Genomic DNA, 16,172 nt, shown 5'->3' with positions numbered 1-16,172 from the left:
GGGGCGTTCAGCCTCGCATCCCGAACCGTTCGAAATCCCGCGGCGCCATCCGCACTTCATACACTGCGCGGTCGCCCTCGACGCGTTGCTCGATCACCTCGCCATGCTGGTGCAGCCAGGCAGCCCCCGCCCCATCGCCGGTATCCAGCGTCACCGTGTAGCGCCGGTGCCCCTCGGTCAGCCGTGCTGCCACCGCTTCGATAAGGATCGCGACGCCCTCCCCCGTCCAGGCGGACAGCGCCACAACATCCTCGCGCTTCGTCGCTTCGGCCAGCGCTTCCTCGCGCCGCTCCTCGTCGAGCAGGTCGAGCTTGTTCCACGCCTCGAACCGCGGCGTGTCCAGCGCCACGCCGATCTCGCCCAGCACCTTCTCGACATCGGCGCGCTGCGCTTCGCTATCGGGATGGGCGATGTCGCGGACATGGATCAGCAGGTCGGCCGACACCACTTCCTCCAGCGTTGCCTTGAACGCCGCGACCAGCTGGGTCGGCAGTTCGGAGACGAAGCCCACCGTGTCGGACAGGATCGCCTTGTCGATCCCCGGCAACTGGATCTGGCGCAAGGTCGGATCCAGCGTGGCGAACAGCAGGTTTTCCGCCATGACGTCAGCACCAGTCAGGCGATTGAAAAGCGTGGACTTTCCGGCGTTGGTATAGCCGACCAGCGCGATCACCGGCCATGGCGCGCGCTGGCGACGGTCGCGGTGCAGGCTGCGCGTGCGGCTGACCTGATCGAGTTCCTTCTTCAGCCGCGCCATCCGGTCGCGGATCAGGCGCCTGTCGGCTTCGATCTGGGTTTCGCCCGGGCCGCCAAGGAAGCCGAAGCCGCCGCGCTGGCGCTCGAGATGGGTCCAGCTGCGCACCAGTCGGCCTGCCTGATAATCGAGATGCGCCAGCTCGACCTGAAGCCGGCCCTCGGCCGTCCGCGCGCGCTCGCCGAAGATTTCGAGGATCAGGCCGGTGCGGTCGATCACCTTGCAACCGAGCGCAGTCTCCAGATTGCGCTGCTGCACCGGTGTCAGCGCCGCGTCGAACACCGTGAGGTCCAGTTCGCGGTCGCGCACCGTCTCGGCCAACGCTTCGACCTGGCCCGAACCGATCAGCGTGCCCGGCTTGGGCTGGCGCAGCCGGAACGTCACCTTCTCGATCACATCGACGCCGATCGCCATGGCGAGGCCGGCGGTCTCCTCCAGACGCGCGTCTGCATCGCGCGAGCTGCCTCCCGTATCGGGATAGACGACTGCCGCCCTCGCCCCGCGAGTGAACTCGCTGGCGTCGCGTTCGAAACCGGTACTCATTTCAATGCCTTAAAGTCAGTCCTCGCCATTCTGCTCTTCGGCGAGGTTCAGCGGATGCGCCGGCTGGATGGTCGACACCGCATGCTTGTAGACCAGCTGCGCCATGCCCTCACGCTGGAGCAGCATGCAGAACAGGTCGAACGCCGCGATCTGCCCCTGCAGCATCACGCCATTCACCAGGAACATGGTGACATTTTCCTGCTGCTTGCGGATCGCATTCAGGAAAATTTCCTGCAAAACCGGGTTCTTGGACTGGTAATCTCCAACCTGATCCAAGAGTTGCTCGAGATCCACTGCGCCCGAGGGCATGATGGTGGAAATGGCATGCTTGTAGATCAGCTGCGACTGGCCGTCGCGGCGGAGCAGCACCGAGAAATTGTCGAACCAGGTCACGATACCCTGGAGCTTCACGCCCTTGACCAGGAACATGGTGACGGGGGTCTTGGAACGGCGCAGCGAGTTCAGGAACAGGTCCTGGAGCGAGGTCTGCTTGTCGGCCATCGAAGGGCTCCACTGTTTTTGGCGGGATCTGTCCCGCTGGGCGCCGTTTCCCGGCGTCGGAGTCGCGCCACCGCTGGCGCGCGCCGCCAATCTAGGGATTGCACCCCGTCGCGTCCAGTTGGATGCTTGATCGGCCCGTCCCATTTTCCTAGATGAGCCGCGCGAGGCCACGCCCTCCCCTGCTCACCACTATAAGAGGGTGCCGCAGGCAGATGCCCGGGACGGCCCGGCCTTTCGAAAGGAGGGCCATATGGCCTGGATTGCATTGTTCGTCGCCGGTCTGCTCGAAGTGGTGTGGGCCTATTTCATGAAGCTGTCGGACGGCTTCACCCGCCCGGGCGCGACCGCCGCGACCTTCGTCTTCATGTTCCTCAGCTTCGGCCTGCTCGCATGGGCGATGAAGCAATTGCCGCTAGGCACCAGCTACATGGTGTGGACCGGGATCGGCGCGGTCGGCGCGTTCATCGTCGGGGTGGTGTTCCTGGGCGAAGGCGCCGGGCTGATGCGGATCGCGGCAGCAGGGCTGATCGTCGCCGGGATCGGGTTGATGAAGCTGGCGACGCCCTGATCGAGACCGCTTTGAATGCGATCCCGCTTGCCTCACGGGCGGCGGGATTGCCATGGTCGGCTCGTCCAGGGGAGGATGCCGATGCCCGTTACCGATTTCGCGCCGCTGCGCCTTTATGACGCGTCCCGGGCGAACGGGCATTTCTCGCTGCTTACGCTCTCGATCATGGAGGAGGCGTCGGCGCGCGAGGCGTGGCGTGGCGCCGGCGAATATTCGAAGGTCGGCATGCAAACCCAGGCCGAGCGTGCCGAACGCGAGGCGGTGACCGCCGGTTTCAATCTGGATGAGATGCATCAGTCGCTGACGAGCGTCCACGAGCATAATCATTTCGCCGCCCATACCGGTTCGGCATTCGGGGTGCTGGTCACTTATGTCCAGCTCATGCGGCATGCGCTGATCGTCTCGATGCCGCGCATGGGCGAACTCGAGACGCCAAGGGCGATCCTTGATCTCTATGATCGGGTCTTGTTCTCGCTTACCGGCTATTCGCCCGAATGGACCCAGGCCGATGCGGTCGATGCGCTGAACATGCTGTTCACGCAATTCACGGACTGCGAAGCGCCGTTCGTTGCGGATACCCCCTCGGCGCCCGCCTGCCCCGATCCACGCTTTGCCTATACGAACCTGCTCGAGGCGTCCGCGCTGATGGTCGAGATGCGGCAGCTTCGCAGTTTCGCGCCAAACCTGGATCCGGTTCCGCTGCTCCGCTACGACAAGCGTGATCATCTGATCTATTTTGCGCTGATCGATGCCATGCGCGAGCAGATGGGTCTGCTGGCGCCGTGCCAGATGGCACTAGGCATCGCATTGTCGGGGCCGGTGCCGGTCTTCGGGACCACAAGCGGTGTCTCGGGCAAGCTACGGTGGAGCGCGTTTCATCCGGGCTACCGGCTCGCGCATCTCATTCCGGGTTCGCAACGGCAGTTGCAGACTGCGCGGGATGCGCTGACGAAGAATTACGAAGATCCGGAAATGGCGGAGGACAGGGCTTATGACTCGGTCATCCTCGAAATGTATCTCGATATTTTCAAACAGACCGGCCTGATCGGCTATTGTGGCGGGATACGCGCGCGCGAGACGCCGCTCACCGCCTCCTACCTGCGCGAGCGGCTCACCGAGCGTGGTGGCCGCATGCTCGGCAAGCTCGGCTTCCATCGACACGAGCCGATCCTCCAGCACGCGTGCGATTCCTATAATTCGGTCCAGGCGATGCTGCGCAAATCCTTCCTCGCCGCCGGGATGACCGAAATGCGCTTCTACGGGGCGGAGGCACGCGATACCTTTGCCGAGATGGTTCGCGATCGCGAGATTTACTACGCGCTTTTCTCGATCTTTGCCGGTGAGTTCCGCTCGGAATATGCGTCTTCAAAGGTTGAAGCGGTGACCTACGGGCTGTTCACCGCGATGCAGGCCGAGATCGTGGACTATCTGGCGCAGGGGTACGAGATGGACACGATCCGGGCCTATCTCGACCAGAAATACCATACCGGCGTGGAAACGAGCGATCGGCTGCTGGCGTCGGCGATCAGCCAGGCCTGCGACAGCCTGACATCGGTCGTGTGATCGCGCCGCCTAGTCTTCCCGCGTCTCGGTAATCCCCAGCAGCTTCAGCTTCCGGTGCAGCGCCGAGCGTTCCATCCCGATGAAGCTCGCCGTGCGCGAGATATTGCCCGAGAAGCGACGGATCTGGATGCGCAGATATTCGCGCTCGAACGTCTCGCGGGCTTCCTTCAGCGGGGCGCCCATGATCGCGTTGGCGCCGACGCCATTGCCCATCTCGCCCGGCTTGCCCAGCACTTCGGGGGGAAGCAGGTCGAGATCGATCCGGCCGATCCGGTCGCCGGGGGCGAGGATCACGGTGCGTTCGACCACGTTGCGGAGCTGGCGGACATTGCCCGGCCATTCATAGCTTTGCAGCGCGACGATCGCGTCCGCGGCCACCTCGGGCGTCGGCACGCGGCGTTCGCTGGCGTAATGCGCCACGAAATGCTCGACCAGCACCGGGATATCCTCGCGCCGTTCGGTCAGCGGCGGGATCATCACCGGCACCACGTTGAGCCGGTAATAGAGATCCTCGCGGAAACGCCCCTCGGCAATCTCGGTCATCAGGTCCCGTGCAGTGGCCGAGACCACGCGGACATCGACTTTCACGATCCGCGTGCCGCCGACGCGGCTGAAACTTTGATCGGTCAGCACGCGCAGGATGCGCGCCTGGGTCGCGATCGGCATGTCTGCGATCTCATCGAGAAACAGGGTGCCGCCATGGGCCTGTTCGAGCAGGCCGGTGCGGACCAGATCGCCATTCTCCTCGACGCCGAACAGCTCCTCATCGACCCGCTCGGGCGTCATCCGCGCCGCGCTGACGATGATGAAGGGCGCCTGTGCGCGCTGGCTCCAGCCGTGCAGCAGCCGCGCCGCGACTTCCTTGCCCACGCCCGCGCCGCCGCTGATGAGTACGCGGCTGCCGGTCGAGGCAACCCGCTTCAGGGTTGCACGCACCGCATTGATAGAACCGGACATGCCGGTCAGGTCTTCCTCGCGCCCGATCGACGCGCGCAGCGACGCGACCTCGCGCTTCAACCGCTCGGTCTCGGTCGCGCGTTCGACCAGCCACAGCAGCCGCTCCGCCTCGAACGGCTTTTCGATGAAGTCCACCGCGCCGCGCCGGATCGCCGCCACTGCGGTATCCAGATTGCCATGGCCCGAGATCACCAGCACCGGGATCGAGGGGTCGCGCCGCTTGATCTCGTCGAGCAGTTCCAACCCGTCGAGCCGCGAGCCCTGCAGCCACACGTCTAGCAGCACCAGGCTGGGCCGCCGGTCGGCAATGGCATTCAGCGCTGAGTCGCTGTCGGCCGCGCCCCGCGTCTCATAGCCTTCGTCCTCGAGCACGCCGGCGACCAGCTCGCGGATGTCGCGCTCATCGTCGACGACCAGGATATCGAGTGTCATGACTTGTTCCCACGGGTAAGCGCCACCGGACGCGTATCGGCGCTGTCGGCGGTTTCGGAATCGGCGGTGGCCATGCCGGCCAGCGCATCTGTGTCGAAGCAGATGGTGACGATCGTGCCGCCACCCGGACGATCCCCGAAGGCGATCGTGCCGCAATGCTCCTCGACGATCTTCTTGACGATGGCGAGGCCGAGCCCGGTGCCGCGGCTGCGCGTCGTCATATAGGGCTCGACGATGCGGTCGCGCTCGACCGGCAGGCCCACGCCATTATCGGCGACGGTCAGGGTCACCCTGCCCTCGTCCTCGGCAATGGTCAGCACGACCTCGCCCTGCGGCAGCGCCTCCCCTTCCCCGCGGCCCTCGATCGCCTCGACCGCGTTCTTGACCACATTGGTCAGCGCCTGACCGATCTGGCGGCGATCGGCGATCAGATTGGGTGCGGGATCGGGCGCATCCATCTCGAAGCGGATCGTCGGATGGGCGACTTCGTGGAGGAACATCGACTGGCGCGCGATATCGAGCAGGGATTCGCGGCGGAACAGCGGCTTGGGCATGCGCGCGAAGGAGGAGAATTCGTCGACGATGCGGCGCAGATCGCCCACCTGCCGCACGATCGTGTCGGTCAGCCGGGCGAAGGTGCCGTCCTCGGCATCCACCTTCTTGCCATAGCGCCGCTGGAGCCGTTCCGCGGCGAGCTGGATCGGGGTGAGCGGGTTCTTGATCTCGTGCGCGATCCGCCGCGCCACGTCGGACCATGCCGCGCGGCGCTGGTCGAGGAGTTGCTGGGTGATGTCGTCGAAGGTGAGGACCTGCCCGCCCTCGTCGCGGGTGATCTTCACGGCGAGCGTGCGCGGATCGCCTCCGGCTGTGACCTGGACCACGGCCTCGCGGTCCTGTCCGTCAAGCAGCACGGCGAGTTCGGGCACCAGCTCGGCCAGCGGCTGGCTCACCACATCGGCATCGCGACGCAGCATCGTAAGCGCGGACGCGTTGATCAGCCGCACCTTGCGCTCGTCATCGATCGAGATAACGCCTGCGGTCACACCCGACATCACTGCTTCGATAAGCGCACGGCGGCTTTCGGATTCAGCGTTCGCGCTGACGAGCGCACTGGTTTGCCCCTGAAGCCGCTCGGTCATCTGGTTGAACGCGTCCGCGAGCACACCGACTTCGTCCCGCGTCTTCGGCTCGGGCACGCGCACGCCCAGATCGCCCTTGGCAATCTCTCGTGCTGCACCAACCAGCTCGCTGATCGGCCGCACCAGCCGGTCGGCGACGAGGATCGCGACCCACATGGCAATGCCGATGATCAGCAGCGCGACGCCATAAAGCGCCGCGTTGAAAATGATCTGGAGCGAGCGCGCACGCGCCTGCAGCGCGGTGTACTCGCGCTTGATCTCACGCGCGGAGTCGGTTTGGCGCGTCAGATATTCGGCGTTTACCGGCGTCGCGACGTACAGGAAGATGTTGCGGGAACGATCGACCGGGGTGATCACCCAGACCAGCTTGGCGTTGAAATCGGTATAGGTTTTCTTGTTGTCGTTCAACGCGTTGAGGATCGAACCGGTGACCCGGGCGGCGAATTCCTTCTCGTTCGGCTGCTCATAGGCATAGAGCGGCTCGACATTCTTGCCATCGGGCAGATGAAATAAGACCGCCTGATAGAAATTCCGGAGGTAAGTCTGCTCGAGAAAGGCGCGCTGCACCGAAGCCGAGCGGCCGGGCAGATCGGGATAGATGGCGATCAAGTCATCCGCCATCGCCCTCGCCTCGCCGGCCCAGCGTTCCGCGACCACGCGCTGCCCTTCGATCGCAAGGTCGGTGCTTGATTCAAACGCGGTTCGCGCGCGTTCGGAACCCCAAAGCTGCACACCAGACTGGAACATCACGGAAGCGCCGATCACGGTCAGGATGATCGGAATGCTCGCAATCAGCGAGAACATCACCACAAGCCGGATGTGAAGCTGTCCGCCACCGGCCATGCCTGCTTTCGCAGCGCGGTTTCTGGCGATCCGGCGTCCGAGCAGGATAATCAGGACCACTGCGGGCAGCAGGTTCGCCAGCAGCAGGAACGCGGCGATTACCGGACTTAGCAGACCGGTGAGATCGCGCTGTCCGCTGATATAGAGATAGGTGCCATAAAGCGTCGCGGCCGCGACCCCCAGCACTGCCAGTTCGATCGCCGGGGTAACCGAAAACCACCGCTTTTGCGGCTTCTCTCCGGTTATTGGCGTCGTGACGGCATCCATCGTTGCAAGGCTACAACAGGATTGTGGCCGGAAAAACACATAATCTGGTCAGACTGTCGCTATTCGGCACCATCCTGACGCCCGCCCGCCATCGCGATCCCGAGCGTATCCAGCCGCTTGCGCAGCGTATTGCGGTTGATTCCCAGCGAGCGGGCGGCGCGAAGCTGGTTCTGGCCGTGGCGGCTCAGCATCGCTTCGATCAGCGGGCGTTCCACCTCGCCGATGATCCGGTCGTACAGCGTGCCATCGTCGAGCGACTGCGGCTCCTCGATCGCGATTCGTTCCAGCCGGGCACGCACTGCAGCCTCGATTCCCTCGTCGCGAACCGCCACGGGCGCATTGCCCATATTGGCTTCGCCCAGCGCGCGGCGGATGCCGGCAGCGTCGATCCACTCGTCGCGGCTGAGCGCGGCAATGCGGCGCATCAGGTTCTCCAGCTCGCGCACATTGCCGGGCCAGTCATAGGTCTCGAGGACGGTGACCGCATCCTTGTCGAGATGCTTGCGTGGCAATCCGTCTTCCACTGCCCGGTCGAGGAAGTGACGGGCCAGCAGCGCGACGTCCTGACGCCGCTCGCGCAAAGCGGGGAGCGCTACCGGCACTACGTTGAGCCGGTAGAACAGATCCTCGCGGAACTGGCCGATATTCACCAGCGCGCTCAGATCCTTGTTCGTCGCCGCGACGATGCGGACGTCTGCACGGATCGTGCGGGCGCCGCCTACAGTGGTGAATTCGCCCGATTGCAGTACGCGCAACAGGCGCGTCTGCGCATCCATCGGCATGTCGCCGATTTCGTCGAGGAACAAAGTCCCTCCTGCCGCCTGTTCGAACTTGCCGGCGACGCGCGCAGCCGCACCGGTAAAGGCGCCGCGTTCATGGCCGAACAGTTCGGCTTCGATCAGCTCGCGCGGGATGGCGGCCATGTTGAGCGCGACGAACGGCGCGCGCCGGCGCTGACCGAGATCGTGGATCGCCTTTGCGACCAGCTCCTTGCCGGTGCCGGATTCGCCCGAGACCAGCACGGTCAGGTCGTTCGAGACGACGCGGGCGATCACCCGATACACGTCCTGCATCGCAGGCGAGCGGCCGATCAGCGAGGGGCCTGCGCCTTCCTCGATATCCGGCATGGCCGAGGGCCGCCGCCGTCCCTTGGCGATCGCGCCGCGCACGGCCTGCGCCAGCACGTCGAGATCGAACGGCTTGGGCAGATAGTCGAACGCGCCCACCTCGGTCGCACGCACCGCGGTGGCCAGCGTGTTCTGTGCGGAGAAGACGATCACCGGCAGATCGGGATGCTCGGTCAGCAGCGACGCGACCAGATCCAGGCCATTGCCGTCCGGCAGCACCACGTCGGTCACCAGCACTTCAGGCATGGCGAGACGGAATTCACGGCGGAATTCGGCGATGCTGCCCGCGGTGGTGACGCGATGCCCCTCGCGCTTCAGCGCCGCGGCGACCACGGTGCGGATTGCAGCGTCGTCGTCGACGACCAGAACGGTACCGGGGCTGTTCATTTGGGCGCGATCACTTTGGAGCTCTGGGCAGGAGGATGCGGAATACAGTGGATTCGTTCTGGCCGGTGCGTTCGCGGGCATACTGGATGATACCGCCCATATCGCGGACCAGCTTCTCGACCAGCGGCAGGCCCAGGCCCTTGCCCTCGGGCTTGCCCGAAACGAACGGCTCGAACAGATGCTCGGCGATATCCCCCGGCGCGCCGGGGCCGTTATCGACGACGAGGATCTCGATCGGCAGCGGCTGGCGCGGACGCCCTGCCCCGGTGCTGACCGACATGCCGTGGCGATAGGCGGTCGACAGGGTGATCCGCGGCTGCGCCAGCCCGACCAGCACCTCGGCCGCGTTCTTCAGCAGGTTCAGCAGCACCTGCAGGAACGCGTCGGGATCGATCAGCACCGGTGGCAGCGAGGGATCGAACCGCTCCTCGATCACCATCCCGCGCGCGAACCCGGCCAGCGCCACGCGGCGGGCGTGATCCAGTAGCGGATAGACATTGGTCGGCGCCAGCTTCAGCGGACGCGTATCGGTGAAGTCCTGCATCCGGTCGATCAGCGCGGCGATGCGGTCGACTTCGGTGGTGATCAGCCCGGTGAGTTCTGGATCGGCTCCCTCCCCCATTCCGAGCAACTGCGCCGCCCCACGAATGCCCGAAAGCGGGTTCTTGATCTCATGCGCCAGCATCGCCGCTGCGCCGACTGCAGCGCGCGCGCCTGCCGAACGATCGCCGCCGTGCGCAGCTCTGCGCGGCGCATGGTGGAGCGTCACGATGCGCCAGCCGGGATGGTCGACGACCGAGGTCTCGACGAAATCGACGCGGATGCGGGAACCGCGCACCGCTTCGATCTCGACATCATAGGCCGCGAAGCCGCGTCCGTCGCGGCGGTCGGCATAGTCTTCGGGCGGCAGCAGCACCGCGTCATAGGGCTGTCCCGCCATGGAGGTTTCGCTGTGGTTGAGCAGCAGCTCGCACGCGGCATTGGCATGGGCGATGCGACCGTCCGGATCGATCACGAGCACCGCGACGGGCAATGCCGCGAACATTTCGCCAAAGGCCGGCCCCGCGACGGGGGTTACCTTGGCGCGCTTCAGGCCGCTTCGCGGGATCGCCACGGTGCGTAGAATTCGGCGAGCATCTTCAGGACGGTATCGGCGTCGGCGATCTTGTTGACTGCATTGCGGAACTCGGCCGATCCGTGCAGCCCCTTGGTGTACCAGCCGATATGCTTGCGCATCATGTTCACGCCGACTTCGTTGCCATACAGGCTCAGTGAGTCGCGGTAATGCGCTGTGATAATGTCATATTGTTCGTCGAGCGTGGGATCGGGGCGCACGCCCTGCCCTGACAGTTCGTCCATGACCTGCTTCAGGATCCACGGCTTTCCATAGGACCCACGGCCGATCATCACGCCATCCGCGCCCGACTGCGCCAGCGCGGTGCGGGCGTCCTCGGCGTTCAGGATATCGCCATTGACGATCACCGGGATCGACACCGCATCCTTCACCTTGCGCACGAACGCCCAATCGGCGCTGTCGCGGTACATCTGGTTCCGGGTGCGACCATGGACCGTCACCATCTTGACGCCAAGATCCTCGGCGATCCGGGCAAGCTCCGGCGCGTTCAGGCTGGAATGGCACCAGCCCATCCGCATCTTGAGCGTGACCGGCACCTTCACCGCCTTCACCACCGCCTCGACCAGCTGCGAAGCAAGCGGCAGGTCGCGCATCAGCGCGGAACCCGCATCGCCATTGGTGACCTTGCGCACCGGGCAGCCCATGTTGATGTCGACGATGGCGGCGCCGCGATCCTCGGAGAGCTTGGCCGCCTCACCCATTTCATAGGGGGTGCAGCCGACCAGTTGCATCGACACCGGATCCTCGATCGGATCCCAGGCGAATTTCTGGACCGACTGGCGCGTCTCCCGGATGGCGGCCTGGCTGGCGACCATCTCGGTGACGTTGAGGCCCGAGCCATAGCGCCGCACCACCCGCCGGAACGGCAGGTCGGTGACGCCCGTCATCGGGGCGAGGATCACCGGTACGTCGATCCGCACGGGACCGACCTGGATGGGAGCGAGCGTCGTCATGATCTGCCTGAAAAATAGGCAGCAGCCCCTACGCGCGCAAGCGGCGATTGGCAAGTTGGGGTGGTTACGCCCCGTATATTACGGGATCTCCCAGTGAAACCGGCTGCTCCAGACGCTGGGAATATTCTGGCCCTCTTCGTTCCTGGCGGGAATAAACCGGGCACGGGCCTTCAAAGCTGCGCAGACTGTGTCGTCGAGACGCCGGAATCCGCTCGTTTGGGTGATGGTGCAGGCGCTTACCTTGCCCTTCTCGTCGACATCGAGACGGAAATACACCATTCCCTGCTCCCTGCGCCGCAGGGATTCCATGGGATAATCGTTGTTGGTGATCCACTTGAAGGGATCGATGGGACGCAAGCTGGATTTCTGCGCCCATGCAGCAGGGGCAACCGATAGCGCCGCGATGGCTGCCAAGAACTTCAACCCCGCCATTGTCATGCCGATCCCCTTTCCTGCCCCGATGCTGCCAGTGCCGGTGCCGCCGATCAAGGCTGGCGACCCACTTCGCCTTGCGCTAGGGCGCCCGAATGTCCCGCCCGAAGACCGTCGCGATCATCGTCGCCGCTGGGCAAGGCACCCGAGCGGGCAGCACCGTCCCCAAGCAGTTCGCGAAGCTCGCCGGCAAGCCGATGCTGGCGCACAGCTATGCCGCTTTGGCGTCGCATCCGGACGTGGACGACGTGCTGGTGGTGATCGGCGAAGGCCAGCAGGACGCGCTGGCCGAGGCGCTGGGTGACGTCCCGCACGTTATCGGCGGGACCACGCGCCGCGAGTCGGTGCTGAATGGCCTGCAGGCGATTGAAGCGGATCGTGTCCTGATCCACGACGCCGCGCGGCCGTTTCTGCCTGCTACGGTGATCGGCGCGCTGGTCGCCGCGCTCGACGAGCATGAAGGTGCCATCCCTGCCCTGCCCGTCGCCGACACTTTGGCACTGTCGTCTATTGGTAAGTTAGAGGACACTGTTCCCCGCGACGGCCTGTTCCGCGTCCAGACCCCGCAGGCCTTCCGCTATCCCGCGATCCTCGCCGCGCATCTCGACTGGCCAGAAGATCGCGAAGCCACCGACGATGCCCAGATGCTCCGCCATGCCGGGCATGACGTCATGCTGGTCCCCGGAGATGCTGCATTGGAAAAGATCACCCACCCCGCCGACTTCGCTGCCGCAGAGGCGCGCCATTCGGCCAGCCTGCGCGTGCGCACCGCGACCGGATACGACGTCCATCGCTTCGCCGAGGGTGAGGAATTGTGGCTCGGCGGCGTGCTGGTGCCGCACAGCAAGGGGCTGTCCGGCCATAGCGACGCCGATGTCGCGCTCCATGCGATCACCGATGCGTTGCTCGGCACCATCGGCGCGGGTGATATCGGCATGCATTTCCCGCCCAGCGACCCGCAATGGCGCGGCGCTTCATCGGGGCAGTTCCTCCAGCATGCCGCCGGCCTCATCGCGCGCGAAGGCGGGATCGTCGACTTCATAGACCTGACCCTGATCTGCGAGGCGCCCAAGATCGGCCCGCACCGCGAAGCCATCCGCGCGAGCATCGCAGAGCTGTTGCGGCTCCCCGTCAGCCGGATTAGCGTCAAGGCAACGACGACCGAGCGGCTGGGCTTTACCGGTCGCGGCGAGGGCATGGCGGCACAGGCGGTCGCCACGGTCAGGATTCCGGAGACCGACGCATGATTCGCAAGGGATTCCTCGCCACCGCTGCCGCATGGGCCGCGCTCGCAGCCACCGGCGCGCATGCCCAGAGCTTTGGCGGTCGCGACATTCCCTGTCTCGAAGCACCCGAGGCCGAAGCAGTGATGCTGCTGATCGCACCCGGTGCGATCAAGGGCGTAACACAGGCGTGCACCCCCCATTTCACCGCCGGCGCCTTCCTGACCGGCCCTGCCGGTCGAGCCCAGCTGACCCGCTACGAAGCCGCCGCGAAGGCTGCTGAACCGGCCGCGGGCTCGGGCATCGCCAAGCTGCTGGGCCTGCCGCCCGCCGCTGCAGCCGTTCCGGGATCGTCCGCGGGCTTCGCGTCGCTCGCGCAAATGATGGTGATGGGCGAACTGGACCAGATGGACACGCTCCGCTGCTATGCGTTCGATCGGATGTTCCACCTGCTCGATCCGCTGCCGCCCAAGGATGTCGCCGGCGTTTTGACCGTGATCGCCGAACTGGGTTCGCGCGACGGGAAAAAGCCGCTGCCGATCACTATATGCCCCCGAAAGGCACGCTGAGACTCATATGGACACCATTCTTCCCCCGGAACTCGTCGCCGCCGCGCGCAAGGTGATCGAGGCCAACCGCGCCGCTGGACGGCGCATCGCGGTGGCCGAAAGCTGCACCGGCGGGCTGGTCTGCGGCGCGCTGACCGAGATTCCGGGTTCGTCGGATGTGCTGGAAGGCGGCTTCGTTACCTATTCGAACGAAGCCAAGACCGACATGCTGAAGGTCAGCACCGATGTGCTCGAGACGTTCGGCGCCGTCTCGATCGCCGTTGCCTGGACGATGGCGCAAAACGCGGTTTCCAAGACCCAGGCCGATGTAGCGGTGGCGATCACCGGCATCGCAGGCCCCGATGGCGGAACCGAGAAGAAGCCGGTCGGCACGGTCGTCTTCGCGCGCGCCGAAAAGGGCGCCGACCCCAATCACATCGTCGCGGATTCGAAGCTGTTCGAGAATAATGGCCGCGGCGGGATCCGGCTTCAGGCGGCGCTGGTGGCGCTCGAACTGCTGATGCCGGGCGCGCCCGAGCCGGATGCGGCGGAATAGAGCCGCGCGGCGCGATCCTCGAACGCATTGACCATCTTGCGGACGGCGCGGTCGAACACCTGACCCGCCAGCATCTCGAACATGCGGTTCTTGAACGCGAAATCGACGCTGAAATCGACCAGGCAACCGCCCTTGCCGTCCGGGCGAAACTTCCAGTCGTTATTGAGGTGCTTCAGCGGCCCCTCAAGATAGTCGACATGGATATGATCCGGCTGCGTCTTCGCGACACGCGACGAGAAGGTTTCGCGCAGCCCCTTGAAGCCGACGATCACGTCCGCGACCATCTCGGTCTCGCTGTTCGAACGCACCCTGACTGCAGTCACCCAGGGCAGGAATTCGGCATAGCGGCCGACATCGGCCACCAGATCGAACATCTGTTCGGGCGTGTAGGGAAGCGCCCGCGTCTCCTGATGACGCGGCATCAGGCCCCCGCGGCTTCCTTGGCCAGCTTGGCTGCGCGGGCGTCGCGCATCTTCGCGAAATCGTCGCCCGCATGATAGCTCGAACGGGTCAGCGGCGAGGACGCGACCAGTAGGAAGCCCTTGGCCCGCGCAATCGCACCATAGGCGTTGAACGCCGCCGGGGTGACAAATTCCTGCACCTTGGCGTGCTTGGGCGTCGGCCGGAGATACTGACCCATGGTCAGGAAATCGATGCCGGCCGAGCGCATGTCGTCCATCACCTGATGCACCTCAAGCCGTTCTTCACCGAGGCCCAGCATCACGCCCGACTTGGTGAAGATCGACGGATCGAGCCGCTTCACCGTCTCAAGCAGCCGCAGCGACGCATAATAGCGCGCGCCCGGGCGGATCGTGGGATAGAGCCTCGGAACGGTTTCGAGATTGTGGTTGTACACGTCGGGCCGCGCGGCGACGATCGCCTCGACCGCGGCCTCGTGCTTGTTGCGGAAATCCGGGGTCAGGATCTCGATGGTCGTGGTCGGGTTCGAGCGGCGGATCGCCTCGATCACCTTCACGAACTGGCTCGCGCCGCCATCCTTCAGATCGTCACGGTCGACCGAGGTGACGACGATGTGCTCCAGCCCCATCTGGGCCGCGGCATCGGCGACATTGTTCGGCTCCATCGGATCGACAGCGCGCGGCATGCCGGTCTTCACGTTGCAGAAGGCACAGGCGCGGGTGCAGGTGTCGCCCAGGATCATCACGGTCGCGTGCTTCTTTGACCAGCACTCGCCGATATTCGGGCAGGCGGCCTCTTCGCACACCGTGGTCAGGCTTTTCGACCGCATCAGTTCGCGCGTGGCGGCGAAACCGGCCGAGGTCGGCGCTTTCACGCGGATCCAGTCGGGCTTGCGCTGGCGTTCCGGGCGGGGTGCGGCAGAGAGGTCGTTCATGAGGGCCAGATAGCGGCAGCAACCAACGGTTACAATGTTGCGCTTGTCCCGCCGGCGCGCTTTCCGTTAACCGCCATCGCACCAGGCACCGCCCCAGTGTATCAGTCGGGGCGCACGGAGGTACCATGACCTACTTCACCGACCTTGTTGACGGCTATCACCGGTTCCGCAGCAGCGACTATCGCCGCCAGCGCGAACGCTGGGAGCAACTGGCGGAAGGCCAGTCGCCCAAGGTGATGGTGATCGCCTGTGCCGACAGCCGGGTCGAGCCGTCGCAGATATTCGACACGCTGCCGGGCGAGATGTTCGTGGTGCGCAACGTTGCCAATCTGGTGCCGCCGTTCGAGACGACTCCGGGCCGTCACGGCGTGTCCGCCGCGCTGGAATTCGCGGTGACCAAGCTGAACGTCGAGGAGGTCGTCGTTCTCGGTCATGGCAAATGCGGCGGCGCACATGCCGCGCTGACCGAGATGTTCCAGGATTCCGAACGCGGCGATGGCGGCTTCGTGCACGACTGGGTGAGCCTGCTCGACGGCGCGCGCGAAAAGGTGAAGGCGAAGTTCGGCGACAGCCCGGATATCGGCCGCGAGATGGAATATGAGACCGTCCGCACCTCGATCGCCAATCTGCGCAGCTTCCCGTTCGTCACCGATCGCGAGTCTGCAGGCACGCTGACCATCCACGGCGCCTATTTCGCGATCGCGGACGGCGGCTTGCACGTGATGGGCGAAGATGGCGAGTTCACACCCGCCTGAACGCAAACGTGCTTCCGTAGAAACACCTAGGTAAACACCGAATAAACCACGTCTTTACGCGGTTCGGTATATTCCTGCCCGCTATTGAGAGGCGCGCCCGTCTTGGGCTGCACTCTTGTGTAATGGGGGCGTATG

General features: G+C 65.0%; 16 protein-coding genes. 6 read left to right on the top strand and 10 right to left on the bottom strand.

Going from position 1 to position 16,172, the window contains the following annotated elements:
- Window positions 1-7: 7 nt before the first annotated feature.
- Window positions 8-1,297 carry a GTPase HflX gene (gene hflX / locus P1X14_RS01595; RefSeq protein ID WP_277313548.1) on the bottom strand — a complete coding sequence of 430 codons (1,290 nt, stop codon included), beginning with the start codon at window positions 1,295-1,297 and terminating at the stop codon, window positions 8-10.
- Window positions 1,298-1,312: 15 nt separating this feature from the next.
- Entirely contained in the window at window positions 1,313-1,942 is a 630-nt protein-coding gene (gene hfq / locus P1X14_RS01590; protein ID WP_277313617.1) for an RNA chaperone Hfq, read from the bottom strand.
- 106 nt (window positions 1,943-2,048) lie between these two features.
- Between hfq and P1X14_RS01585 the strand changes: the two genes are divergently transcribed.
- Together P1X14_RS01585 and P1X14_RS01580 are read left to right on the top strand one after the other, a co-directional pair.
- The gene (locus P1X14_RS01585; RefSeq protein ID WP_277313547.1) at window positions 2,049-2,366 is read left to right on the top strand and encodes a multidrug efflux SMR transporter; all 318 of its coding nucleotides are present in this window, start codon (window positions 2,049-2,051) and stop codon (window positions 2,364-2,366) included.
- Window positions 2,367-2,447: 81 nt separating this feature from the next.
- Entirely contained in the window at window positions 2,448-3,929 is a 1,482-nt protein-coding gene (locus P1X14_RS01580; RefSeq protein WP_277313546.1) for a hypothetical protein, read from the top strand.
- 9 nt (window positions 3,930-3,938) lie between these two features.
- Here the strand turns inward: P1X14_RS01580 and P1X14_RS01575 are convergent, their stop codons facing one another.
- From P1X14_RS01575 to P1X14_RS01550, 6 genes are all read right to left on the bottom strand, one after another.
- On the bottom strand, window positions 3,939-5,318 hold the full coding sequence (locus P1X14_RS01575; RefSeq protein WP_277313545.1) for a sigma-54 dependent transcriptional regulator: 1,380 nt from the start codon (window positions 5,316-5,318) through the stop codon (window positions 3,939-3,941).
- Complete coding sequence (locus tag P1X14_RS01570; protein ID WP_277313544.1) at window positions 5,315-7,567, bottom strand: ATP-binding protein; 2,253 nt, start codon at window positions 7,565-7,567, stop codon at window positions 5,315-5,317. The genes P1X14_RS01575 and P1X14_RS01570 overlap by 4 nt, the downstream gene beginning before the upstream one ends.
- Before the next feature lie 59 nt (window positions 7,568-7,626).
- Window positions 7,627-9,081: a nitrogen regulation protein NR(I) gene (gene ntrC, locus P1X14_RS01565; protein ID WP_277313543.1), complete on the bottom strand. Its 1,455-nt coding sequence runs from the start codon at window positions 9,079-9,081 to the stop codon at window positions 7,627-7,629.
- Window positions 9,082-9,091: 10 nt separating this feature from the next.
- Entirely contained in the window at window positions 9,092-10,195 is a 1,104-nt protein-coding gene (locus P1X14_RS01560; RefSeq protein WP_277313542.1) for an ATP-binding protein, read from the bottom strand.
- Complete coding sequence (gene dusB / locus P1X14_RS01555) at window positions 10,171-11,169, bottom strand: tRNA dihydrouridine synthase DusB (protein WP_277313541.1); 999 nt, start codon at window positions 11,167-11,169, stop codon at window positions 10,171-10,173. The genes P1X14_RS01560 and dusB overlap by 25 nt, the downstream gene beginning before the upstream one ends.
- Window positions 11,170-11,247: 78 nt before the next feature.
- Window positions 11,248-11,658, bottom strand: coding sequence for an energy transducer TonB (locus P1X14_RS01550; protein ID WP_277313540.1), 411 nt, complete (start codon window positions 11,656-11,658; stop codon window positions 11,248-11,250).
- A 38-nt stretch (window positions 11,659-11,696) separates the two neighbouring features.
- On the opposite strand from P1X14_RS01550, the gene P1X14_RS01545 reads away from it, so the two are divergent.
- Genes P1X14_RS01545 through P1X14_RS01535 form a run of 3 tightly spaced genes read left to right on the top strand, consistent with a single transcriptional unit; the run spans window position 11,697 to window position 13,928 of the window.
- Window positions 11,697-12,848 carry a bifunctional 2-C-methyl-D-erythritol 4-phosphate cytidylyltransferase/2-C-methyl-D-erythritol 2,4-cyclodiphosphate synthase gene (locus P1X14_RS01545; RefSeq protein ID WP_277313539.1) on the top strand — a complete coding sequence of 384 codons (1,152 nt, stop codon included), beginning with the start codon at window positions 11,697-11,699 and terminating at the stop codon, window positions 12,846-12,848.
- Complete coding sequence (locus P1X14_RS01540; protein WP_277313538.1) at window positions 12,845-13,393, top strand: hypothetical protein; 549 nt, start codon at window positions 12,845-12,847, stop codon at window positions 13,391-13,393. Before P1X14_RS01545 ends, P1X14_RS01540 begins: the two co-directional genes overlap by 4 nt.
- Window positions 13,394-13,400: 7 nt before the next feature.
- Window positions 13,401-13,928, top strand: coding sequence for a CinA family protein (locus tag P1X14_RS01535; protein WP_277313537.1), 528 nt, complete (start codon window positions 13,401-13,403; stop codon window positions 13,926-13,928).
- Here P1X14_RS01535 and P1X14_RS01530 read toward each other — a convergent pair.
- Window positions 13,862-14,350, bottom strand: a complete 489-nt coding sequence (locus tag P1X14_RS01530; protein WP_277313536.1) for a type II toxin-antitoxin system RatA family toxin — start codon at window positions 14,348-14,350, stop codon at window positions 13,862-13,864. The two genes, P1X14_RS01535 and P1X14_RS01530, sit on opposite strands and share 67 nt — an antisense overlap.
- On the bottom strand, window positions 14,350-15,282 hold the full coding sequence (gene lipA, locus P1X14_RS01525; protein WP_277313535.1) for a lipoyl synthase: 933 nt from the start codon (window positions 15,280-15,282) through the stop codon (window positions 14,350-14,352). Before lipA ends, P1X14_RS01530 begins: the two co-directional genes overlap by 1 nt.
- A gap of 125 nt (window positions 15,283-15,407) precedes the next feature.
- Here lipA and P1X14_RS01520 point away from each other — a divergent pair, with 125 nt between their 5' ends.
- Window positions 15,408-16,037, top strand: a complete 630-nt coding sequence (locus tag P1X14_RS01520; protein WP_277313534.1) for a carbonic anhydrase — start codon at window positions 15,408-15,410, stop codon at window positions 16,035-16,037.
- Window positions 16,038-16,172: the final 135 nt, after the last annotated feature.

This window comes from Sphingomonas sp. AOB5 (assembly GCF_029433115.1).
GTDB lineage: Bacteria > Pseudomonadota > Alphaproteobacteria > Sphingomonadales > Sphingomonadaceae > Sphingomonas.
This window is presented reverse-complemented; position numbering and strand designations above follow the sequence as displayed.